General features: G+C 64.0%; 20 protein-coding genes. 14 read left to right on the top strand and 6 right to left on the bottom strand.

Translation table 11 applies throughout. The features are described 5' to 3' along the window. Positions 1–17: 17 nt before the first annotated feature. From FJ974_RS08795 to FJ974_RS08780, 4 genes are all read right to left on the bottom strand, one after another. Positions 18–1,250, bottom strand: a complete 1,233-nt coding sequence (locus tag FJ974_RS08795) for a hypothetical protein (protein WP_181177006.1) — start codon at positions 1,248–1,250, stop codon at positions 18–20. Between the two features lie 205 nt (positions 1,251–1,455). Beyond that, positions 1,456–2,427, bottom strand: coding sequence for a GDP-L-fucose synthase (gene fcl / locus FJ974_RS08790; RefSeq protein ID WP_140529796.1), 972 nt, complete (start codon positions 2,425–2,427; stop codon positions 1,456–1,458). Positions 2,428–2,436: 9 nt separating this feature from the next. Continuing rightward, a complete protein-coding gene (gene gmd, locus FJ974_RS08785) occupies positions 2,437–3,507 on the bottom strand; it encodes a GDP-mannose 4,6-dehydratase (RefSeq protein ID WP_140529794.1) in 1,071 nt (356 codons plus the stop codon). A 100-nt stretch (positions 3,508–3,607) separates the two neighbouring features. After that, positions 3,608–4,762: a dihydrodipicolinate synthase family protein gene (locus tag FJ974_RS08780; RefSeq protein ID WP_140529793.1), complete on the bottom strand. Its 1,155-nt coding sequence runs from the start codon at positions 4,760–4,762 to the stop codon at positions 3,608–3,610. Positions 4,763–4,993: 231 nt separating this feature from the next. On the opposite strand from FJ974_RS08780, the gene FJ974_RS08775 reads away from it, so the two are divergent. The 14 genes from FJ974_RS08775 to FJ974_RS08710 all read left to right on the top strand — a co-directional run bounded on the left by FJ974_RS08775 (position 4,994) and on the right by FJ974_RS08710 (position 20,933). Continuing rightward, a complete protein-coding gene (locus tag FJ974_RS08775; RefSeq protein ID WP_140529791.1) occupies positions 4,994–6,037 on the top strand; it encodes a LacI family DNA-binding transcriptional regulator in 1,044 nt (347 codons plus the stop codon). Further along, the gene (locus tag FJ974_RS08770; protein ID WP_140529789.1) at positions 6,034–7,050 is read left to right on the top strand and encodes a Gfo/Idh/MocA family protein; all 1,017 of its coding nucleotides are present in this window, start codon (positions 6,034–6,036) and stop codon (positions 7,048–7,050) included. Before FJ974_RS08775 ends, FJ974_RS08770 begins: the two co-directional genes overlap by 4 nt. 47 nt (positions 7,051–7,097) lie before the next feature. Further along, positions 7,098–8,648 carry an acyl CoA:acetate/3-ketoacid CoA transferase gene (locus FJ974_RS08765; RefSeq protein ID WP_413468348.1) on the top strand — a complete coding sequence of 517 codons (1,551 nt, stop codon included), beginning with the start codon at positions 7,098–7,100 and terminating at the stop codon, positions 8,646–8,648. Next, positions 8,641–9,417: an enoyl-CoA hydratase/isomerase family protein gene (locus tag FJ974_RS08760; protein WP_140529786.1), complete on the top strand. Its 777-nt coding sequence runs from the start codon at positions 8,641–8,643 to the stop codon at positions 9,415–9,417. Before FJ974_RS08765 ends, FJ974_RS08760 begins: the two co-directional genes overlap by 8 nt. A gap of 10 nt (positions 9,418–9,427) precedes the next feature. Then, entirely contained in the window at positions 9,428–10,939 is a 1,512-nt protein-coding gene (locus FJ974_RS08755) for an aldehyde dehydrogenase family protein (protein WP_140529784.1), read from the top strand. Between the two features lie 56 nt (positions 10,940–10,995). Next, positions 10,996–12,249, top strand: coding sequence for an ABC transporter substrate-binding protein (locus FJ974_RS08750; protein WP_140529782.1), 1,254 nt, complete (start codon positions 10,996–10,998; stop codon positions 12,247–12,249). Positions 12,250–12,341: 92 nt separating this feature from the next. Further along, a complete protein-coding gene (locus FJ974_RS08745) occupies positions 12,342–13,298 on the top strand; it encodes a carbohydrate ABC transporter permease (protein WP_140529780.1) in 957 nt (318 codons plus the stop codon). Next, positions 13,295–14,239 (top strand): carbohydrate ABC transporter permease, encoded by a 945-nt coding sequence (locus FJ974_RS08740; protein ID WP_140529778.1) that lies wholly within the window; start codon positions 13,295–13,297, stop codon positions 14,237–14,239. Before FJ974_RS08745 ends, FJ974_RS08740 begins: the two co-directional genes overlap by 4 nt. A 21-nt stretch (positions 14,240–14,260) precedes the next feature. Further along, positions 14,261–15,376, top strand: coding sequence for an ABC transporter ATP-binding protein (locus FJ974_RS08735; protein ID WP_140529776.1), 1,116 nt, complete (start codon positions 14,261–14,263; stop codon positions 15,374–15,376). 6 nt (positions 15,377–15,382) lie between these two features. Then, the gene (locus FJ974_RS08730; RefSeq protein ID WP_140529774.1) at positions 15,383–16,900 is read left to right on the top strand and encodes a GMC oxidoreductase; all 1,518 of its coding nucleotides are present in this window, start codon (positions 15,383–15,385) and stop codon (positions 16,898–16,900) included. Next, a complete protein-coding gene (locus FJ974_RS08725) occupies positions 16,897–17,658 on the top strand; it encodes a 3-ketoacyl-ACP reductase (RefSeq protein ID WP_140529772.1) in 762 nt (253 codons plus the stop codon). Before FJ974_RS08730 ends, FJ974_RS08725 begins: the two co-directional genes overlap by 4 nt. A gap of 6 nt (positions 17,659–17,664) precedes the next feature. Further along, a complete protein-coding gene (locus FJ974_RS08720) occupies positions 17,665–19,293 on the top strand; it encodes a GMC family oxidoreductase (protein ID WP_140529770.1) in 1,629 nt (542 codons plus the stop codon). 11 nt (positions 19,294–19,304) lie between these two features. Beyond that, on the top strand, positions 19,305–19,622 hold the full coding sequence (locus tag FJ974_RS08715) for a Dabb family protein (RefSeq protein WP_140529768.1): 318 nt from the start codon (positions 19,305–19,307) through the stop codon (positions 19,620–19,622). A gap of 93 nt (positions 19,623–19,715) precedes the next feature. Further along, positions 19,716–20,933 (top strand): MFS transporter, encoded by a 1,218-nt coding sequence (locus tag FJ974_RS08710; RefSeq protein WP_210240687.1) that lies wholly within the window; start codon positions 19,716–19,718, stop codon positions 20,931–20,933. Positions 20,934–20,980: 47 nt separating this feature from the next. Here FJ974_RS08710 and FJ974_RS08705 read toward each other — a convergent pair whose 3' ends face one another. Continuing rightward, positions 20,981–21,889, bottom strand: coding sequence for an endonuclease/exonuclease/phosphatase family protein (locus FJ974_RS08705; protein ID WP_140529764.1), 909 nt, complete (start codon positions 21,887–21,889; stop codon positions 20,981–20,983). Positions 21,890–21,923: 34 nt separating this feature from the next. Continuing rightward, positions 21,924–23,477 (bottom strand): cation:proton antiporter, encoded by a 1,554-nt coding sequence (locus tag FJ974_RS08700; RefSeq protein ID WP_140529762.1) that lies wholly within the window; start codon positions 23,475–23,477, stop codon positions 21,924–21,926. Positions 23,478–23,543: the final 66 nt, after the last annotated feature.

Genomic DNA, 23,543 nt, shown 5'->3' with positions numbered 1-23,543 from the left:
TCAGCCGAGCAAGGCACTCACGCCTGGCTGGACTTTGCACTCGTACCCGACCGGATCACGAACTCGTTCTCTTGGAAAAGTTTGTTGCCGGGGTCGGCCTTCAGCGATAGGGCCGCCATCGCCAACGCGGCTTCAGTTCTGCCCAGAGCCGCGTGAAGTATGTGCGCCGCGCATGCGGCGGCATAGGCACAACCGGCCCTGGCGGCCGCGAGGTAAAGACCGAAATCGCCGCTCATGACGAGGCCGCGCCACGACCGGCTGATCAGAAGCTGCATGATACCGGTCGGAATTTTGCCGGAAGCGTCGAATTCCCTGGTCATGAACGCCCTGAGCATCGCCTCGCCGGCCGCGTAGTTCTTCTCGCGGAAATGGCTCGCTACAATCTTTAGGATGTAAACCCGATTTTCCAAGTCGAGCGCGAGCGCCTTTTCAAGGATTCCTCTGGCGCGAGCAGGACTGATCCTGTTTTCCAGCAGGCAGAAGGCCCGCTGATAGCCGAACGCTGCCTCCATTGGACGGTAATCGGCTTCCCTGATCCTCAATTCTTCAAGGATAATGTGTGCTGTCCGGCCCTGGTTGAACAACGCCTTGGTCCTGAAGACCGGCACATTGCCCATGACAGAGGCGATCGTCGCGAAAACGCTGCTTCCGGCGTAGATTTGGCGGCATCGCGCCATCAACCCCATCTCGAAAAATGCCCTGCTCGTCTGATCGGTAAATTCGTTGACGCCAAAGTCCTCGCTCAGCAGGGCGCCGGTCTCCGATTTCAGATAGTCGAGCATCGCCCGGTCCTGCCCGATAAGCAGGGTCGCCAGACCCTTCGATGCGAGTTTCGACACGATCTGCCTCGCGAGCGGAGCCGGGATGACCTTCTCCCCGAATTCCAGCCGCGATCGGTAGGTGCCGTAGACAATGTCGCCGCTGCGCAGATGCAGCGCTGCCGCGGGTCGCGAAAACCGATATTCGCCGGCGGCGGCAATGGCCGCTTTGATGGCCGCAGAAAAGCCGAACCCGCCGAACGCCTGATGTCTCATGATGGCCGGCCTGTTGGCCGGCAGCCGCGCCTTGAACCAGCCCTGTCGCCATGAGCCCAGAACATTGAAGTCGTCGCAGGTCCACCCCTGCAGGTCGGTTCGCCTGGCATCCGCCTCGAGGCTGCCGCGGGTGAACGCCCCGCCGAGAACGCTGAACCGGTTGATGTCGATCTCCTCGCCCAGCCAGTGCTTTTCCACGAAGTCGGCGGAAAACACCTTGTCGACGCATTCCACCATGTGGAATTGCATTTGCGTGACGGATTGGCCATTCCAGGTAAATCCGAAACGGCATCCCGTCCTGTCGGCCAGGCTTTTTGCATTGACCATCGCCAGCAGCCGTCCGCCCAGGCCATCGGTTCTGGTCGCTGCAAATATCTTGGTGGAGAAGTCGCTCAAGCGCTGTCGCCCTCGCTGGCTCCGTCTAACGAGATTGTCCAAACCGTATCTGCCCCTTCTCGACATGGTCGAGAAACCACGCATAGGTCTGTTCCAATCCGCCGCGAAGCGAGTATTTCGGCCGCCAGCCGGTGGCGAACAGCCGCGACACGTCCATCAGCTTGCGCGGCGTGCCGTCGGGCTTGGTCGGATCGAAGGCGACCGCCGCCTCGCAGCCGACGACCGACAGCATGGTGCGGGCCAGATCCGCGATGGTGACGTCCTGTCCGGAGCCGACATTGACGTGGCTATCTCCTGCATAGTTCTTCAGCAGCCAGACCAGGGCATCGGCGGCGTCGTCGACATGCAGGAACTCACGCATCGGCCTGCCCGACCCCCACACTTGCAGTGTTTTCTGACCGGTGCGCTTCGCCTCATGTGACTTGCGCATCAGGGCCGGCACGACATGGCTGCCGTTGAGGTCGAAATTGTCGCCGGGACCATAGAGGTTGGTCGGCATCGCCGAGATGTAGTCGACCCCGTACTGGCGCTGATAGGCTTGGCAGAGCTTCAGCCCGGCGATCTTTGCGACCGCATACCATTCGTTGGTGGGCTCGAGCGGACCGGTCAGCAGCGCGTCTTCCGGAATCGGCTGCGGCGCCAGTTTCGGATAGATGCAGGAAGAGCCGAGGAACAGGAGCTTTTGGACCTCGCTGCGGAACGCGGCCTCGATGACATTGGTCTGCATGGCAAGATTTTCGTAGAGAAAGTCGACCGGAAAACGGTCATTGGCGAGGATGCCGCCGACCTTGGCGGCCGCCATCACCACCGCATCGGGCCGATGCTCGCTTATCCAGCGCCGCACGCCGGCCTGGTCGAGAAGGTCGAGCTCGCTGCGCGCCACCGTCAGGATCTCGCAGTCCTCGCCTGCCAGCCGGCGCACCAGCGCCGAGCCGACCATGCCGCGATGGCCGGCGACGAAAACCCGCTTGCCTTTGAGGTCGAAGGTCTGGTCCATCGGCACGTCCTATGCGGAATGGCCATTGCGCCATGTGCCGCCGGCGGCGCGCGCCAGGTCGGCCTGAACCATTTCCGCCACCAGATCCTTGAAGCCGACCGTGTGCGACCAGCCCAGCCTGGTCCTTGCCTTGGAAGCATCGCCAACCAGCGTATCCACTTCGGTCGGCCGGAAATAGCGCGGATCGATGCGCACCAGCACGGCGCCGGACCCGGCGTCGATGCCCACTTCATCGGCGCCCTCGCCGTGCCAGCGTATGGCGCGTCCGGTTTCGGCGAAGGCCAGTTCGACGAATTCGCGCACCGAATGCGCCTCGCCGGTCGCCAGCACGAAATCATCCGGCTCGTCATGCTGCAGGATGCGCCACATGCCCTCGACATAATCGCGCGCATGCCCCCAGTCGCGCCTGGCATCGATGTTGCCGAGATAGAGCGTGTCCTGCAGCCCGTGATGGATCGCGGCCACGGCGCGCGTGATCTTGCGGGTGACGAAGGTTTCGCCGCGCGTCGGGCTTTCGTGGTTGAACAGGATGCCGTTGGCGGCGAACATGCCATAGGCCTGACGGTAATTCACCGTGATCCAGTAGGCATAGAGCTTGGCCGCGGCATAGGGTGAGCGCGGCCGGAACGGCGTGATCTCGTTCTGCGGGATTTGCGCCACCTTGCCGTAGAGCTCAGACGTCGAGGCCTGGTAAAAGCGCACCGATTTCTCGCGGCCGAGGATGCGGATCGCTTCCAGCAGCCGAAGCGTGCCCAGCGCATCGGCATTGCCCGTATATTCCGGCGTCTCGAAGCTCACCTGGACATGGCTCTGGGCGCCGAGATTGTAGATTTCGCCGGGCTGCGTCTCCTGCACCAGTCGGATCAGGTTGGTCGCGTCGGTCAGGTCGCCGTAATGCAGGAAGAACCGCGCGCCGCTCTCATGCGGATCGACATAGATGTCGTCGACGCGCTCGGTGTTGAACGAGGACGAGCGGCGTTTGACGCCGTGGACGATATAGCCCTTCTGCAACAGCAGTTGCGCCAGATAGGCCCCATCCTGCCCGGTCACGCCGGTAATCAGAGCCACTTTGTCCGTCATTGCCGCTCGTCCGCATGAAACCCGGCAACCGAATACAGATTTGCCGGCGGAACGCAAACCCCACGCGGGGAATGCTTTTCAGCCGCCTGCTCGATCGGGCTCAGGCACCAACGACGGCGCAGAGGGTTTTCATCCGTGCGACGGCAAGTCCAGGGTCGGCCAGCAACCCGGCCTGATCGGCAAGGCGAAAGATTTCGGCGTAGTGGCAGATGCCGCGCGCCGACTGCATGCCGCCGACCATCGCAAAATGATCCTGATGGCCGTTCAGCCAGGCCATGAAGACGATGCCGGCCTTGTAATATTCGGTCGGCGCCTCGAAGATTTTTCGCGACAAAGGCACGGTCGGCGCCATCAGCGCGTCGTAGCCGGCACGGTCGCCCTCGGCGAGTTTCGCCAGCGCGGCATTGGCGACCGGCGCGATGGCGTCGAAAATGCCGAGCAGCGCATGCGAATGCCGCTTGCCGTCGCCGGCGATCAGTTCGGGATAGTTGAAATCGTCGCCGGTGAACATCACCACCCCGTCGGGCAGTCGGTTCCTGAGCTCGATCTCCTTGCCGGCGTCGAGCAGCGATATCTTTATTCCCTCGACCTTGGCGGCGTGGCGCTCGATGATGGCGACGACCGTGTCGAGCGCCGGCTTGAAATCCGCGCTGCCCCAATATCCCTTCAGCGCCGGATCGAACATGTCGCCCAGCCAGTGCAGGATGACTTTGCCAGACGCCTGGCTAAGCATGCGGTCATAGACACTGGCATAATCGTCCGGCCCCTGGGCCACGTCCGCCAGCGCGCGGCTCGCCATCATGATCGCCTTGCCGCCCTCGCCTTCAATGAAGGCGAACTGCTCCTCATAGGCATGGATCACATCTTCGAGCGTTCTTGCCGCCGACGGCGCCAGATGGTCGGTGCCGGCGCCCGAAGCGAGATCGGCGCCGGGCACGGTGCGCGCCTCGGCGATCGAGCGCCGGATCAGTTCCTGCGCGCTCGTCCAGTCGAAACCCATACCGCGCTGCGAGGTGTCCATGGCCTCGGCGATGCGGAAGCCGAGTGCCCAAAGATGATGGCGGAACGCCATCGTCTTGTCCCAGTCGACGGCGGCCCGAGACCACGGATTGGTCATGGCGATGGGGTCTACGACGACATGGGCGGCGGCATAGGCAATGCGCGAAAAACGCGCGCCGATCCTGGGCTCCACCGGTTCGCCGACGAGCCGGTAGCTGGCGCGGCCGCCATCCTGCGCAGGCAAGGTGATGTCCATGAAACTCTCCCTTGCGGCTATCTGTAAATGGAACGTTCCAATAAATCAAGAACCTTTATGGTTCCGGGTGGCCTGAAGCGATTCAATGCTGCACCACACCGCCAGCCCTTGCATTTGAACTACCGGCTGTCAATTTTTCGATTGCGCGAGAATCCCGATTGACTCTGATTTGGCTGCAGGTTTAGAACGTTCCAATGGATTTGCCATTTCAACGCGGAGGATGAAGCGGACATGGCCAGCCGGGCCAAGGCGACGATCCTGGACATCGCCCGTGAAGCCGGCGTGTCCAAATCGACGGTGTCGCTCGTGCTGCAGGGCAGCGGGCTGATCCGGCCGGAAACCGCGGTCAGGGTGCGCAAGGCGATCGAGGATGTCGGCTATGTCTACAACCGCGGCGCCGCCAATCTGCGCAAGGCCCATTCCAATGTCATCGGCATGGTGATCAACGATCTCACCAACCCGTTCTTCGCCGAGCTTGCCGTCGGCATGGAGCGCGTCTTCCAGGCGGCAGGCGTCGTGCCCTTCATCGCCAACACGGCCGAAAACCCGGTGCGACAGGAAGAGGTGCTGAAGTCGCTGATGGAGCAAGGCGTAGCTGGGCTCATCGTCTCTCCGGCGCGCGGCACCACGTCGGGCGCCTTCCGCCGCATCGAGGCGGCCGGGGTGCCGATCGTCTTCACCATGCGCCGGCTGCCTGAAAGCCGCATCCCGGTGATCGCGCCGGACAATCATCGCGGCGCTGTGCTTGCCACCGAGCATCTGATCCGCAGGGGCCATCGCCGCCTTGCGTTCTTTGGCGGCTCGTCCGACCTTGTTGTCTATCACCAGCGACTGGGCGGGTTCCTCGAAGCCTGCGAAACGCTCGGCATTCCGACCGCTGACCGGCTGATCGTCGAGGGCGAGACCAGCCGCAAGGGCGGCATGGCCTGCCTGGAGACGGCGCTTGCCACGACACAGCCGCCGACGGCGGCGCTGTGCTTCAACGACGCGGTCGCCTTCGGCGTCATGCTGGCACTGCGCCGCCGCAATCTGGAAGCAGGAACGGACTTTGCCGTCGTCGGCTTCGACGATGTCGCCGAGGCCGAGCACTACAGCCCGGCGCTGACCAGCGTTGCCGTCAATACCGCGGGCCTCGGCGAGCGTGCCGCCCACGTCATGCTGAAGATGATCCAGTCGCGCACCACGCGCGCCGAGGACCATATCGGCGCCGTCAGCCTCGTCGTTCGCGAAAGCAGCGGTCCGGACCGCAATAGCCAAGTGGGAGACGCGGCATGAGCGTGCGATGGGGATTGATCGGCGCCAGCACGATCGCCAGACAGTTCATGATTGATGCCATCCGCGCGCAGGCCGATGGCGAGATCGCCGCCGTGATGAGCTCCAGCCCGGAACGGGCCGAGGCCTATGCGAGGGAAAACGGCATCGCACGCGCCGTCTCGTCTCTCGACACGCTGCTCAACTCGAACATCGACGCCGTCTACATCTCTACCACCAACGAATTGCACCTCGAGCAGGGCCTAGCCGCCATCAAGGCCGGCAGGCATGTGCTGTGCGAGAAGCCGTTGGCGCTGACCAGCGCCGATGCCCGCAAGATGGTCGCCGCCGCTAGCGCGGCAGGCGTCGTGCTCGGCACCAATCATCATTTGCGAAATGCCGGCGCGCATCGGGCGATGCGCGACGCGATCGCCGCCGGCCGCATCGGCAGGCCGATCGCGGCGCGCGTCTTCCATTCCGTCTATTTGCCGGAGAATCTTCAGGGCTGGCGTATCACGAAGCCGGAGGCCGGCGGCGGCGTGGTGCTCGACATCACCGTTCACGATGCCGACACGCTGCGCTTCGTGCTCGGCGACGACCCCGTCGAGATTTCGGCCTTCACGCAAGCCGCCGGCATGGCCAGCGGCGGGTTGGAGGACGGCGCCATGTGCATCTGGCGCTTCAAGTCCGGCGCCATCGCCCAGTCGCATGAGGGGTTCACCACCAAATTCGCCGGCACCGGCTTCGAGGTGCACGGATCGGAAGGCTCGCTGATCGCCACCAATGTGATGACGCAGAAGCCGGTCGGCTCGGTGCTGCTGCGGACTGCTGCCGGCGAGGAAGAACTGAGCTTCGACCGCGAGGACCTCTACACCCGCTCGCTGCGCCAGTTGCATGCCGCGATCCGAGGCGAAGGCCAGCCGTCGGCCACCGGCGAGGACGGTGTCTGGTCGCTGGCATCGGCCGAAGCAGCACTACAATCATCGAAGACGGGCCAGGCGGTCGTGATTGATCCACAACTCGGGAGCCCTACGTGAGCAAGCTGGTCTCGGCGGCTGATGCCGCCAGCCTGATCAAGGACGGCATGGTCGTCTCGGTGTCGTCGTCGAGCGGGCTTGGCTGCCCCGACGCCGTGCTTGCCGCGATCGGCGAACGCTTCGACGCCGAAGGCCATCCGAAGAATATCACCACGCTGCATCCGATCGCCGCCGGCGATATGTACGGCATCAAGGGCATCGACCATCTCGCCAAGCCCGGCTTGCTGAAGCGCACGCTCTGCGGCTCCTATCCGTCCGGCCCGTCCTCCGCCGAGCCGCCGCAGATCTGGAAGATGATCGGCGACAATTCGGTCGCCGCGTATAACGTGCCGTCCGGCATCCTGTTCGACATGCATCGCGAGGCCGCCGCCAAGCGCCCGGGCGTGCTGACCAAGGTCGGTCTCGACACCTTCGCTGATCCGCGCCACCAGGGCTGCGCCATGAATGCCGCCGCTAGCGAGCCGATCGTCTCGGTGCAGCAGTTCGACGGCGAGGAATGGCTCTATTTCCGTTCGATCGTGCCCAACATCTCGATCATCCGCGCCACCACGGCAGACGAGCGCGGCAACCTCACCTATGAGCATGAGGGCGCCTACCTTGGCGGCCTCGAACAGGCGCTCGCAGCCCGCAACAATGGCGGCGTCGTCATTGCGCAGGTGAAGCGCGTCGTCGAGAACGACACGCTGAAGCCGCATGACGTGCGCGTGCCCGGTGTGCTGGTCGACCATATCGTGGTCGCGCCCGACCAGTTGCAGACGACGCAGACGCCCTACGATCCGGCGATTTCCGGCGAGATCTTCCGTCCACTGTCGACCTTCCGCACGCCGGAGATGAACATCCAGAAAGTGATTGCGCGCCGTGTCGCCATGGAATTGCGCGACGGCATGGCCGTCAACATCGGCTTCGGCATCTCGGCCAATGTGCCGCGCATCCTTCTTGAGGAAGGCCAGCACGGCAAGGTCACCTGGGTGATCGAGCAGGGCGCGGTCGGCGGCGTGCCGCTGCTCGACTTCAAGTTCGGCTGCGCCTCGAACGCCGAAGCGATCATGCCTTCGCCGCACCAGTTCATCTATTTCCAGGCCGGCGGCTTCGACGCTTCGCTGCTGTCCTTCCTGCAGATCGACCGTCACGGCTCGGTCAATGTCTCCAAGCTTTCGGCGCGGCCGCATGTGACGGCCGGCGCCGGCGGCTTCGTCGACATCACGGCGCGGGCGAAGAAGATCGTATTCTCCGGCTTCTTCAATGCCGGCGCAAAACTCTCGCTGGCCGACGGCGCCATCCGCATCGACCACGAAGGCAAGGTCAAGAAGGTGGTCGAAGAGGTGGAGCACATCTCATTCTCGGGAAAACGCGCCGTCGCGCAAGGCCAGGACATCACCTATGTCACCGAACGCTGCGTGATGAAGCTGACGCCGGACGGGCTGATGGTGACCGAGCTCGCGCCCGGCATCGACCTCGAACGCGATGTACTGGCGCAGGCCGAGATTCCGCTCGCTGTGGCGAACGACCTCAAGGTCACGCCTGCGGCGCTCTATCAGGACAGGCCGATCGGCCTGTCGCTCAATGGCGGCGCCTCGCTTGGAGGCCCGCATGGCTGAGCGCCTCGTTACCTTCGAGCAGGATGGCGCGATCGGCATCCTCACGCTGCGGCGCCCGGAAAAGTTCAACGCGCTCGACATTCCGATGCTGCGTGCGCTCGAAGCATCCCTTGACGAGGCGGAACTGGCCGAGGGCGTGCACGTCGTGCTCATCCGCGGCGAAGGCAAGGGCTTTTGCGCCGGCGGCGACGTAGAGGCCTGGGGCGCCATGAGCGCCGCCGATTTCCAGGTGCAATGGGTCCGCTACGGTCACCGCGTTTTCGACCGCTTGGCGCGGCTCAGACAGCCGACCATTGCGGTGCTGTCGGGCCACGCGCTGGGCGGCGGACTGGAACTGGCGGCGGCCTGTGACTTCCGTGTCGCTGAGACCCAGATCAAGCTCGGCTTCCCCGAAACTTCGATCGGTGTGGTGCCCGGCTGGTCCGGCACGCAGCGCGCCGTACGCCGCTTCGGCGCGCAAATCGTGCGCCGTGTGGCAGTTGGTGGCGAGATTTTCCTGGCAGCCGACGCGCTGACGCACGGCGTCGTCGATCGTGTCGTCGAGACTGGCAAGGCCTTCGATGAGGCGAAAGCCTGGGGGGAAAAGATCGCCGAGCGTGGGCCGCTGGCGACCGAGGCCGCAAAGTTGATGATCGCGGTCGCTGAAGGTGAGGAAAGCGCTGCCGCCACGGAAGCGCTGGCCAGCGGCTTCATCGCGCTGACAGCCGACCTCAAGGCCGGCGTCGGCGCCTTCAAGGCCAAGCAGAAGCCGGCCTTTTCGAGATCCTAGAGAAGATACGATGAACGCACCCCTCAAGATTTCCATGCCGGCCGAGGCGTCCAAGGCACCGAAGACCTACCAGCTTCTGATCGACGGCAAGCATGTCGACGCTCGTGACGGCCGCACGATCGAGCGTAGCAGCCCCGGTCATGGTTTTGCCGTTTCACGCTATGCCCAAGCCGGCGCAGCGGAAGTCGAGGCTGCGGTGCAGGCCGCGCACAAGGCCTTCGAGACCGGCCCGTGGCCGCGCATGAAGGCCTCGGAGCGCGCTGCGGTGCTACTCAAGGCGGCCGACCTGATCGAAACCCGGCTGGAAGAAATCGCCCGGCTCGACGCGCTGGAATCCGGCAAGCCGATCGCCCAAGCGCGCGGCGAGATCGTCGGTGCCGTCGACATCTGGCGCTATGCCGCAGCGCTCGCCCGCACGCTGCATGGCGAGAGCTACGCCAATCTCGGCGATGCCATGCTGGGCGTCGTACTGCGCGAACCGATCGGCGTCGTCTCGATCATAACGCCGTGGAATTTCCCATTCCTGATCGTCAGCCAGAAACTGCCCTTCGCGCTCGCCGCCGGCTGCACGGCGGTCGTCAAGCCGAGCGAGATGACCTCGGCCTCGACCTTCGTGCTCGGCGACATCCTGCTGGAAGCCGGCGTTCCTGCCGGCGTCGTCAACATCCTGGCAGGCCTCGGTGCCGATGTCGGCGCGCCGATGGTCAGTCACCCGCTGGTCGAGATGGTGTCCTTCACCGGCTCCACCCGCGTCGGCAAGATGACCATGGCGGCAGCCTCGAATTCCTTGAAGAAGGTCTCGATGGAGCTCGGCGGCAAGAACGGCCAGATCGTCTTCCCTGATGCCGACCTCGAAGCTGCGGCGGACGCCGCGGTGTTCGGCGGCTTCTTCAACGCCGGCGAATGTTGCAATGCCGGCAGCCGGCTAATCGTGCACGAGGCGATCGCCGACGACTTTCTCGCTGCCGTCAAGGCGCTGGCCGACAAGGTCAAGGTCGGCGATCCGTTGGACGACCACACCAAGGTCGGCGCCATGATCTCCGCGGATCATTTGGCAAAGGTAGCCGGCTATGTGAATGCCGCAAAAACGGACGGCGGCAGCGTCTACAGCGGCGGTGGCCAACTGACCTCCAACGCCGGCCAGTATCTCGATCCGACCATCGTGCGCGGCGTCACCGAGGAGATGGCCATCGCCCGCGAGGAAGTGTTCGGGCCGGTGCTGTCCGTGCTCACTTTTGAAACGATTGAAAAGGCATTGCACATCGCCAACAACACGCCCTATGGTTTATCCGCAGGGGTATGGAGCGCCAGCATCGATACCTGCATGTCGGTGGCGCGGGGTGTGCGTTCGGGGACGGTTTGGGTGAATACGTTCATGGAAGGTTACCCCGAACTGCCTTTCGGCGGCTACAAGCAGTCCGGTCTCGGACGCGAACTCGGCAAGCGCGCCGTCGAGGATTATACCGAGGAAAAGACAATCCAGTTTCATCGCGGCCAGCGCACCGGATGGTGGGTCGGCTGAGTTGGGAGACCCCGGCCTATATGCCGGTTATGTGAATGCAACAAGGGAGGTAGTACATGTTGCGCAAACTGCTTATCGGAACGGCTCTTGCGACGAGCTTTGCGTTCTCGGCGCATGCCGCGGACGTCAAGGAAGTGCAGATGCTGCATTGGTGGACGTCGGGTGGCGAAGCGGCCGCTCTCAACGTGCTCAAGCAGGATCTGGCCAAGGAAGGCTATGCCTGGAAGGACGTGCCGGTGGCCGGCGGCGGCGGCGACGCGGCCATGACCGCGCTGAAGGCGATGGTCGCGGCAGGCAACTACCCGACCGCCTCGCAGATGCTCGGCTACACCGTGCTCGACTATGCCGCCGCCGGCGTCATGGGCGATCTCACCGAGACCGCCAAGAAGGAAGGCTGGGACAAGTCGGTTCCTGCGGCCCTGCAGAAGTTCTCCGTCTATGACGGCAAATGGGTGGCCGCTCCGGTCAACGTCCACTCCGTCAACTGGCTATGGATCAACAAGGCGGTGATGGACAAGATCGGCGGCACCGAGCCGAAGACCTTCGACGACTTCGTCGCGTTGCTCGACAAGGCCAAGGCGGCCGGCGTTATCCCGCTTGCGCTCGGCGGCCAGAACTGGCAGGAAGCGACCATGTTCGACTCGGTCGTGCTGTCGACCGGCGGACCGGAGTTCTACAAGAAGGCGATGAACGACCTCGATGAGGAGTCGCTCAAGTCGGATACGATGAAGAAGTCGTTCGACAACCTCGCCAAGCTCGTCAAATATGTCGACCCGAACTTCTCGGGCCGCGACTGGAACCTTGCCACCGCCATGGTCATCAAGGGTGACGCGCTGGTTCAGGTCATGGGCGACTGGGCCAAGGGCGAGTTCCACGCCGCCAAGAAGACCCCGGGCACCGACTTCCTGTGCTTCCGCTTCCCGGGCACCGACGGCTCGGTGATCTACAACTCCGACATGTTCGGCATGTTCAACGTTCCGGAGGACCGCAAGGCCGCCCAGGTCGCGCTTGCCACCGCTACTTTGTCGAAGAGCTTCCAGTCGGCCTTCAACGTGGTGAAGGGTTCGGTTCCGGCCCGCACCGACGTGCCGGATACCGACTTCGACGCTTGCGGCAAGAAGGGCATCGCCGACCTGAAGAAGGCCAATGAAGGCGGCACGCTGTTCGGCTCGCTGGCGCAGGGCTACGGCGCCCCTCCGGCGGTCGCCAACGCTTACAAGGACGTCGTGTCGAAGTTCGTCCATGGTCAGATCAAGACCTCCGACGAGGCCGTCACCGAACTGGTCAAGGCAATCGACGACGCCAAGTAAGCGCCACGCGCCAAGAAAGCGCCTTCCCCGCTCCGGCGGGGAAGGTTTCCGGCCCGCCGGGCCGGTCGACCTCGCGTCGACGGGAGGAGTTCATGAGCACTGTTGCGACAAGCCAGATCAAGCTGACGCCCGAACAGGCCCGTCCGCGTGCCACGGTGCGCTCGCGCCTGCAGGATGCGCTGCCGAAGATCGTTCTGGCGCCGAGTTTTGCCATCACCATCGTCTTCGTCTACGGCTTCATCCTGTGGACGATCTATCTGTCCTTCACCAACTCCAAGACCTTCCCTTCCTATGCCATCACCGGCGGCCGCGCCTATCAGCGGCTGTGGCGCTGGACTTTCGAGAGCGACCCGCCGTCGAGCTGGTACACCTCGATCACCAACATGGGCATTTTCGGCTTCCTCTACATCTTCATCTGCCTGGCGCTTGGCCTGTTCCTGGCCATCCTGCTCGACCAGAAGATCCGCGGCGAGGGCGTGCTGCGCCCGATCTATCTCTACCCCATGGCGCTGTCCTTCATCGTCACCGGTGTTGCCTGGAAATGGTTCCTCGACCCCGGCCTCGGCCTTGAGCAGACGCTGCATCAATGGGGCTGGACGAGCTTCCACTTCGACTGGATCAAGAACAAGGATTTCGTCATCTACACGGTGGTGATCGCCGGCGTCTGGCAGGCCTCGGGCTTCGTCATGGCGATGTTCCTGGCGGGGCTTCGCGGCATCGACGGCGAGATCATGAAGGCGGCGCAGATCGACGGCGCCACCACCTTCCAGCTCTACCGCCGCATCGTCATTCCGCTGCTCAGGCCGGTGTTCCTCTCGGCCTTCATCGTGCTCGCGCATCTGGCCATCAAGTCCTATGACTTGGTCGTGGCGCTGACCAGCGGCGGCCCTGGCGGCTCGGCTTGGCTGCCCTCCAACTTCATGTATGAGTTCACCTTCAAGCGCAACGAGATGGCGGTCGGCTCGGCGAGCGCGGTGATCATGCTGATGACGATTACCGCAATCATCGTGCCTTACCTCTATTCCGAGCTCAGGGAGAGACCGCGATGAGCGCCGTCACCTCACCTGCGCGGCCGGCCTCCGGCGGCGTCAGTGCGAAAATGGTCAACCGCATCTTCGTCTACGGGCTGCTGGCGCTGTTCGCGATCTTCTACCTGATGCCGCTCTTCGTCATGCTGGTGACCTCGTTCAAGACCATGGACGAAATCCAGAACGGGAACATGCTGGCGCTGCCGCAATCGCCGACTTTCGCACCATGGATAAAGGCGTGGAGCGAAGTTTGCTCGGGCCTGACCTGCGTCGGCATGAAGGGCTATTTCTGGAACTCCATCAAGATGGTCGTGCCGGCGGTGCTGATCTCGACGCTGCTCGGCGCGCTCAATGGCTATGTGCTGACCAAATGGCGCTTCCGCGGCCACACGCTGGTCTTCGCGATGATGCTGTTTGCTTGCTTCATCCCGTTCCAGTCGGTGCTGTTGCCGATGGCGACGATCCTCGGCAGCATTGGCCGCTTCGGCGTCACCTTGCAGAACGCCACCGGGTTCAACTTCGGTCTCGGCAATTCGACGGTCAACCTGGTCTTCGTCCACGTCGTCTACGGCCTCGGCTTCACCACGCTTTTCTTCCGCAACTATTACGAGGCCTTCCCGACCGAGCTGGTCAAGGCGGCACAGGTCGACGGCGCCTCCTTTTTCCAGATCTTCCGGCGCATCATGCTGCCCAATTCGCTGCCGATCATCGTTGTGACGGTGATTTACCAGTTCACCAACATCTGGAACGACTTCCTGTTCGCCTCCGCCTATGCCGGCTCAGGCGACGTGATGCCGATGACGGTGGCGCTGAACAATGTCGTCAACACCTCGACAGGCGTCGTCGAGTACAACGTCAACATGGCGGCGGCGATGATCGCCGCGCTCCCCACCCTGATCGTCTACATCGTCGCCGGACGCTATTTCGTGCGCGGGCTGATGGCGGGCGCGGTCAAGGGCTGACCACATTCGGAAGGAACGACCATGGCTTTTCTGGAAATTGATGGGCTGAAGAAGCGCTTCGGGAGTGTCGAGATCCTGAAAGGCATAAATGTCGAGCTCGAAAAGGGCGGCTTCCTGGTGCTGGTCGGTCCGTCCGGCTGCGGCAAGTCCACGCTGCTCAACACCATCGCCGGCCTGGAGCAGATCACCGAGGGCGAGATCCGCGTCGACGGCCGCGCCATCAACGATCTGCATCCTTCGAAGCGCGACATCGCCATGGTCTTCCAGAGCTACGCGCTCTATCCAAACATGACGGTCGCCGGAAACATCGCCTTCGGCATGGAGATGCGCGGCGTGCCGGTGGCGGAGCGGCAGGCGGCGATCGACAAGGTGGCCAAGACTCTCCAGATCGGCCATCTCCTGCAGCGCAAGCCGAGCCAGCTCTCCGGCGGCCAGCGTCAGCGCGTCGCCATGGGCCGGGCGCTGGTGCGCGACCCCAAGCTCTTCCTGTTCGACGAGCCGCTTTCCAACCTCGACGCCAAATTGCGCGTCGACATGCGCATCGAGATCAAGCGCCTGCACGCCAAGACCGGCACGACCATTGTCTATGTCACCCACGACCAGATCGAGGCGATGACGCTGGCGACCAAGATCGCAGTGATGCGTGACGGCGAGGTGCAGCAATTCGGCACCCCGGCCGAGATCTACAACAATCCGACCAACGTCTTCGTCGCCGACTTCATGGGCTCGCCGGCGATGAACCTGATCCCGGCCAAAATCGATGGCAATGGCAGTGGGCTGTCGGTGGTGCTCGACCGCGAGACGCGCCAGCCGATCGTGCTGCCCATGCCGGGCGCACCGTCGGGCCTATCGGCCTTCCAGGGCAAGCCGGTTATCTTCGGCGTCCGCCCCGAGGCGCTGACCGACCCCGAAGGCGCCGAACGCAACGGCTCCAACATCGCCACCGCCGACTGCCACATCGAAGTGGTCGAGCCCGCCGGTTCCGACACCTTTGCCGTCACCAATCTCGGCGGCAAGGGCGTGGTGGCGCGGCTGCGCGCCGATGCCAGGATCCAGCCGGGCACCAGCACGCCTTTGGCCTTCAACCTCAGCAAGGCGGTGTTCTTCGACCCGGCGACCGAGAAGCGCATCCTTTAAAAAGCTATGGCAAACCCGGATATCGTCATCATCGGTTCCGGCATCGGCGGCGCCACGATCGCCTCCGGCTTGGCAGGCAGCGGCGCCTCGATCCTGATCCTAGAGCGCGGCGAGCCGCTGCCCGCGACGCCGCATGCGCGCGACACCCGCGCGATCTTCCTCGACGAGCATTACAGGCCAAAGGAGATGTGGCGCGAGGCCGGCGGCCCGACCTTCAACCCCGGCAATTACTACTATGTCGGCGGCAATTCGAAATTCTTCGGCGCGGTGCTGATTCGCTACCGCAAGGAAGACTTTTCTGCCATGGAGCATTTTGGCGGCGTGTCGCCGGCCTGGCCATTCTCCTATGACGAGTTCGAGCCGTGGTATTCGAAAGCCGAGCAGCTCTTTCGCGTGCGCGGCGCGCTTGGCGAGGACCCGACCGAGCCGTTTCACTCGATCCCCTACGCCTTCAAGCCGGTGCCCGACGAGCCGCCGATCGCGCGCGCCCGCGCCGAACTGAAAGGCCTCGGCCTGCATCCGGCATCGCTGCCGCTCGGCGTCGACATCGATACCTGGCTGAGGGAAGGCAAGACCGGCTGGGACGCTTTCCCGAACACCGGCCATGGCAAGATCGACGCGCAGACCGGTCCGCTGACGGCAGCACTCGCCGACGCCGATATCAAGCTCGAGACGGGCGCCTATGTCGACTATCTCGAAGCAGCGCCCGACGGCAAATCTATCGCCGCCATCCACTACACGCAGGGCGGTTCCAGGAAGAAGCTTGCGCCGAAACTGGTCATCCTGTCGGCCGGCGCGGTCAACTCGGCCGTCATCCTGCTGCGCTCCCCTTCAGCAGACAATGGTAAGGGAGGCAGCAAGGGCCTCGCCAACCGCTCCGACCAGGTCGGCCGCAATTTCATGAACCACAATTCGAGCGCCATGCTGGCGATCGATCCGCGCCGCCGCAACAATTCCGTCTACCAGAAGACGCTGATGCTCAACGACTACTATTTGTCGGACGGCAAGGGCGGCAAGCCGCTCGGCAATGTGCAGCTGCTCGGCAAGATCGACGGCAACATGCTTAAGGCCAACGTCAAGCTGATGCCCAAATTCGCGCTTGATTACATGGCCGGCCATGCCGTCGACTGGTACCTGATGTGCGAGGACCTGCCCGATCCCGAAAGCCGTATCATGGTCGACGGCAAGGACATCGTCATGCAATGGCGGCGCTCCAACATGCAGTCGCTGGACGGCCTGACCAAGGTGATGCGCGAAAATTTTCGCGCCTGCGGCTATCCGATCGTGCTGTCGCGGCCCTTCGACAAGCGCACGCCCTCGCACCAGTGCGGCACGGTGAAGATGGGCGACGACCCTGCGACATCGCCGCTCGATCCGTTCTGCCGCGCCTTCGACCACCGGAACCTGTTCGTCGTCGATGGCAGTTTTTTGCCGAACTCGGCGGCGGTCAATCCGGCATTGTCGATTGCCGCACAAGCGCTGCGTGTGGCCGAGCATATCCGCAGGACGGAGCTTGACGCATGACCCGTCCGGCGGCCATCGTCACCGGCGGCGCGCGTGGCATCGGGCTGGCCTGCGCCGAGGCGCTTGCTGACGCCGGCTTCGACCTCCTCGTCGCCGACCTTGCCGACAAACCCGCCGGCGGCCTCGCCGAAAACATCGCCGGGCGCGGCGCGAAATTTGCCTACGCCCGCTGCGATATCGCCGATGTCGCCCGCCATTCGAAACTGGTCGAAGCAGCCACGGATGCCTTCGGCCGCATCGACTGTCTGGTCAACAATGCCGGCGTCGGCGCCGCCATGCGCGGCGACCTTCTGGAATTGAAGCCGGAGAATTTCGACCGCGCGCTGGGCATCAACCTGCGCGGCACCGTCTTCCTCAGCCAGGCCGTCGCCAAAGCGATGCTCGCAACACCGGGCGACCACGCAAAATCGATCATCACCATCACCTCGGTCAGCGCCGCGATGGCCTCGCCCGAACGCGCCGACTACTGCATCTCGAAAGCCGGCCTTTCGATGTGGGTGAAGAACCTGGCGCTGCGGCTCGCCACCGAGAATATCGGCGTGTTCGAGGTCAGGCCGGGCATCATCCGCACCGATATGACGGCGGGCGTGACCGCCAAATACGACGCGCTGATCGATGGCGGACTGGTGCCGGCGAAGCGCTGGGGCGAAGCCGCCGATATCGGCGCAGTGGTGGCCGCGCTTGCCTCCGGCAAGTTCGGCTTTTCGACCGGATCGGTCATCAATGTCGACGGCGCGCTTTCCGTGCCGCGCTTGTGAGGGACAATGGCTGACTACATCATTGTTGGCGCCGGTCCGGCCGGCTGCGTTCTGGCCAACCGGCTGAGCGAGGACGCGGCGAATTCGGTGCTGCTGCTGGAAGCCGGCGGCAAGGACTGGCACCCCTATATCCATATGCCCGCGGGCTTCGCCAAGATGACCAAGGGCATCGCCTCCTGGGGCTGGTCGACCGTGCCGCAGAAGCACATGAAGGATCGCATCTTCTGGTACACCCAGGCCAAGGTGGTCGGCGGCGGCTCGTCCATCAACGCCCAGATCTATACGCGCGGCAACGCTCGCGACTACGACGCCTGGGAGAAGGAGGAAGGGCTGACCGGTTGGGGCTACCGCGACGTGCTCCCCTATTTCAAGCGCGCGGAAAATAACCAGCGCTTCGCCAACGATTATCATGGCGACCAAGGGCCGCTCGGCGTCTCCAACCCGATTTCGCCGCTGCCGATCTGCGAGGCCTATTTCCGCGCCGGGCAGGAAATGGGCATCCCCTTCAATCCGGATTTCAACGGCGCCAGCCAGGAAGGCGTCGGCTATTATCAGCTCACGCAGAAGGACGCCCGGCGCTCATCCGCCTCGGTCGCCTATCTGAGGCCTATCCGCGAACGGAAGAATCTGACGGTCAGGACAGACGTGCTGGTGACGCGCGTCGTCGTCGAGAAGGGCCGCGCCGTTGGCGTCGAAATCGTCGAAGGGCCCGGCGGCGAAAAGTCGATCCTGCGCGCCGAACGCGAGGTGATCGTCTCGTCGGGCGCGATCGGTTCGCCAAAGCTCCTCATGCAATCGGGCATCGGCCCGGCCGACCATCTGAAATCGGTCGGCGTGACCCCCGTCCACGATTTGCCCGGTGTCGGCTCGAACATGCAGGATCATCTCGACCTGTTCGTCATTGCCGAATGCACCGGTGACCACACCTACGACAATTACGCCAAGCTGCACCGCACGGCCTGGGCGGGCCTGCAATACCTGCTCTTGAAGAAAGGACCGGTCGCCTCCAGCCTGTTCGAGACCGGCGGCTTCTGGTACGCCGACCCGACGGCTGCCTCGCCCGACATCCAGTTCCATCTCGGCCTCGGCTCCGGCATCGAGGCCGGCGTCGAGAAGCTGAAGAACCCGGGCGTCACCCTGAACTCGGCCTTCCTGCGCCCGCGCTCGCGCGGCACGGTGCGGCTGAAGAGCGCCGACCCCGCCGACCATCCGCTGATCGACCCGAACTACTGGTCCGACCCTTACGATCGCGACATGTCGATCAAGGGACTGCGGCTGGCGCGCGAGATCATGCGGCAGAAGGCGCTTGCCCCTTACGTGCTGCGTGAAGTGCTGCCCGGCCCGGCACTCGCCAGCGACGATGAGCTGATCGACTACGCCTGCCGCAGCTCCAAGACCGACCACCATCCGGTCGGCACCTGCCGCATGGGCCATGACGCGATGGCCGTGGTCACCCCGGACCTCAGGCTGCGTGGCATAGAGGGCTTGCGGGTGTGCGACGCATCGGTGATGCCGCGCGTCCCCTCCTCCAACACCAACGCGCCAACCATCATGGTAGGCGAAAAGGGTGCCGACCTGATCCTTGGCCGCGAGCCGCTGCCGCCCGCGGTATTTTCCGGCAATCGCGCAGCATAGGGAAGCCGGCTATGATCCGGCATTGCGTCTTTGTCCGCTTTCGCAACAATGTTGCCGCTGCCGAGCGCGCGGCGATCCACGCCGACCTCGAAGCGCTGCGCTCCGTCATCGATGGCATGGACAGGGTGCACTTCAGCGCCAATGTCAGCCCGGAACCCTTCGCGCGGGGCTTCAATCACGGCTTTACCATCGACTTCCGCGATGCCGTCGCCCGCGACGCCTATCTTGTGCACGAGGCGCATCAGCGCGCCGGCGCCAGGCTTGTCGCGGCGCTTGAGGGTGGCACGGATGGATTGATGGTCTTCGATCTCGATCTTACGAAAAAGTGACCGCCGGTTTTTTCGAAAGCCGGCTGACGGCCGTTCTCTTTTGCGGGCCGGGCGACATATCGTTGCTTTTGGGGGATGCAAAGGAGCAACGCCTTGAACCTCACCACCGAGCAGAAGAAAACCGTAATCGCATCGTTCCTTGGCTGGACACTCGATGCTTTCGATTTCTTCCTTCTGACATTCGTGCTCACCGATATTGCAACTGAATTCCACACAGACGTGCCGGCAGTCTCCAAGGCGCTTTTCCTGACCTTGGCGACGCGTTTCATCGGCGCCTTCTTCTTCGGCATGCTTGCCGATAAATACGGGCGCAAGCCCATCCTGATGCTCAACATCGTCAGCTATTCCGTGATCGGGGCGCTTGCCGCCTTTTCGCCAAATCTCGGCATCTTCCTGGCGCTGCGGGCGCTCTTCGGCATTGCCATGGGCGGCGAATGGGGTCTCGGCAGCTCGCTTGCCATGGAATCCATTCCGCCGAGCGCCCGCGGCACGGTTTCGGGCATCCTGCAATGCGGCTATCCGGCTGGCTACCTGCTCGCTGCGGCGGTCTATGGACTGCTCTACGGGCAGACGATCGGCGGCTACGCCATCGGCTGGCGCGCCATGTTCCTGCTCAGCTTCGTGCCGGCGCTGGTCGTGCTCTTCATTCGCTCGCATGTGCCGGAATCGCCGGCTTTCGTCGAAGGCCGAGCCCAGGCGAGACCGGGGCTGATCGAGACGCTGCGGAAACACTGGGGCATCGCGCTCTATGCGGTGGTGCTGATGATGTTCTTCAACTTCTTCAGCCATGGCACGCAGGACCTCTACCCGACCTTCCTGAAGAAGGAGCACGGCTTCGACCCGCACACGGTGAGCTGGATCACCATCGTCGCCAATATCGGCGCCATCGTCGGTGGCCTGGCATTCGGCGCGCTGTCGGAGAGGATCGGCCGCATCAATGCCATCACCATCGCCTGCGTGATCGCCTTGCCGTCGATCCCGCTCTGGGCCTATTCGACGACGCCGTTCATGCTGGCGATCGGCGCCTTCGTCATGCAGGTCGCGGTGCAAGGCGCCTGGGGCGTGGTGCCGGCGCATCTCAACGAGCTGTCGCCGGGCCCGGTGCGGGCGACCTTGCCCGGTTTCATCTACCAGGCCGGCAATCTCGCCGCATCCTATGGCGGCCCCTACCAGGCCGGCATCGCCGAGGCTCCCGGCGGCAGCTACGGCTACGCGCTGGCGCTGTTTGCCGGCGTGGTTGCCGTCTGCATCATCGTCGTCATCCGCTTCAGCCCGGAAAAACGCGGCGAGGTGATGACGGTGCTGGGCTGACGTGTTTGGTGCCGGTAAGCGCCGGCGGCATGCGCTCGGCCGTCGGCTCACCCGGCGGGTGAGCCGAACGGCGTTTCGAGATCGATATCGACCCTGAGCGGAAAATGGTCGGAGGCGACCTCGCCGATATCGGCGCCGACCGAGCGCACGCGGCCCGCCAGCATGCCGCCGACGAAGCAATGGTCGAGACGGCGTTTCGCCAGCCGTCCGTCGATGATCTTCTCATGCGTGTGGAAGTCCCCTGTCGGCTCACCGGCCACGGCTGCGGCATCGACGAAACCATCGATATAGGCGGCGCCGCGATGATAAGGCGTGCTGCCGGCGATGCGCCGGTATTCCGCGCTGCCCGGCTCCGTGTTGAAATCGCCGAGCCAGATCGCCGCCTGCGGGCTTTCCGGCTCGGGCTCGCCATTCGTCCAGTTTCGCTGCGGCTCGTCGTCGGCGCCGCTCCAGGGGCCGCCATCGGAAGGCGCCCGCCGGTGCTCGGCGAGCAGATAGTCGATCTGCTCCAGCCGCTCCTCCGCCGCGATATGGGCAAGATGCAGCGAGAAAAAACGCACCGGCCCCGCCGGCGTGCGGATCATGCATTCGAGCGCGGCGTTGCGGGTGTTGAGCGGACGCAGCGTGCGACGCAGCGGCAGCGTGTGCAGCCGAGACCAGACGATCGGCTGCTTGGACAGCACCATGGTGCCGAACTGCCGGCGGCGATTGATGACGCGGCCGTCGCGCTTTTCGCTGGCGTCCATGTCGTAGGCCGGGCCGTAGACCCAGTGATAGTCCGGCAGCAGCCGCGACAGGATTTCCGGCTGGTCGTCCCCATTGCTGCGCTGCCAGTGCCGCTCGACCTCCTGCAAGGCAATGACGTCGGCGCCCTCGACCAGCTTGGCGCAGCGTGTCAGGTCATAGCGGCCGTCGCTGCCATAGCCGTACTGGATGTTGTAGCTGATCAGCTTCATTGATGAACCGGCTCAATACTCGGTGACGGGGGGTTCAATACGTCGTGAGCGGCTGGAAGCTTCCGGCCGGAGACGCGGCAAGCTCCGACCAGTCGATCTCCTCTTCCAGGCGGTGATAGGCCTCGTCGCCGATCGTCCCGTTGCTGCGCAATTCCTCGAGCGTATCGCGCTGGCGGTTGATGGCATAGAGGCGCAGCCGGTCGTATTCGGTCGCCGCCTGTGCATTCTCCGGGTTCTCCGCAATCAGGCGCTGGGCCTCATACTGCTCGCGCACGACAGCCGCCGCGGCCGTCGTCTTGCGGCTCAGCACGTCGAGCGCGGCCTGCATGATGGCGACGCGCGCCTGGGCTACCTCGCGGTCTATCGTCGTATCCCGTTCGAAATTGAGCACCCGCAGCAGAGGCTTCAGGCTCATGCCTTGCAGCACCAGCGTGCCGAGCACGACCGCGAAGGCCGCAAGCACGATCGGGTCACGGCCGGGGAAGCCGGCCGGCAGGGCGATGGCCACCACCAGCGTCACCAATCCCCGCATGCCGCACCAGCCGACGAGCACGGCACCGGCAAACGTCGGCGCATCTCGCTTTTGCACTTCGCTGTCGTAGCGGGAAAACCGCCGTATGACCGTGACATAACCCAGCACCCAGACAAGGCGCGCCACGATGACGACGATCAGCACCGTTGCGGCAAAGAGAAATGCGTCGCCTTGCCCGTCGCCGGCGAGCCGGCCGACGATCGAGCGCGCCTGCAGGCCCATCAGCACGAAGGCCAGCACGTTGAGCACGAACACCGCCGACTCCCAGACCGAATAGGTGCTGACGCGCCGTCTTGCCGACATTCGGCGCGGCGCTGTACGCGCTATGGTGATGGCATAGACGACGATGGTGATGATGGCTGACAGCCCGATCCTGTCGGCGATGATCCAGACGGCGAAGGTTCCCGCGAACTGCACCACCGTACTGCTTGCCGCATCCTCGATGCGCGACAGCGCCACCAACGAGAAGCGGCCGAACAGATAGCCGGCGATAACGCTGCCGACCGTCGCCAGCAGGATCACCGGCACTGCATCCTTCAGCATCAGCGAGCCAATGGCCGCAGAAACCGATATCCGGTAGATCAAAAGTGCCGTGGCATCGTTGAGCAGGCTCTCGCCCTTCAAGATGGCGGTGATGCGGTGCGGTACCTTGAACTGATTGAGCACCGCGCTCGCCGCCACCGCATCCGGCGGTGCAACGATGGCGCCGAGCGCGATCGCCGCCGCGATCGGCAGGCCGGCCATCTTCCAGCCGACGAAAGCGACCACCACAGTGGTGAAGACGACGGCGCCAAGCGCCAGCATGACCAGCGACAGCCGGTAGCGCTTCAGGTCGCGCAGCGAGGTGTCATAGGCGGCGTCGAGAAGCACCGGCGCGATGAACAGGGCAAGCGCCAGTTCCGGATCGATCTCGATCATCGGGGCGCCGGGCACGAAGGCAAGTCCGGCTCCCGCCAGAGCCAGCAGCGACGGATAGGGTATTTCGAGCCGCCGCGACAGCGCCGTCAGCGCGACGGCGGTGAGGAGCAGAATGAGGGTGATTTCGAAAAGGGCCATGGCTCATCGTAGCGATGGAACCACGCGTTTGGCACTGCAAAAAGTGAATGGTGAATGGGCATCACC

Origin of the sequence: Mesorhizobium sp. B1-1-8 (assembly GCF_006442795.2) — a bacterium.
Taxonomy (GTDB): Bacteria; Pseudomonadota; Alphaproteobacteria; order Rhizobiales; family Rhizobiaceae; genus Mesorhizobium.
Note: the sequence above shows the minus strand (reverse complement) of the source record. Positions and strands in the feature narration are given on the sequence as shown.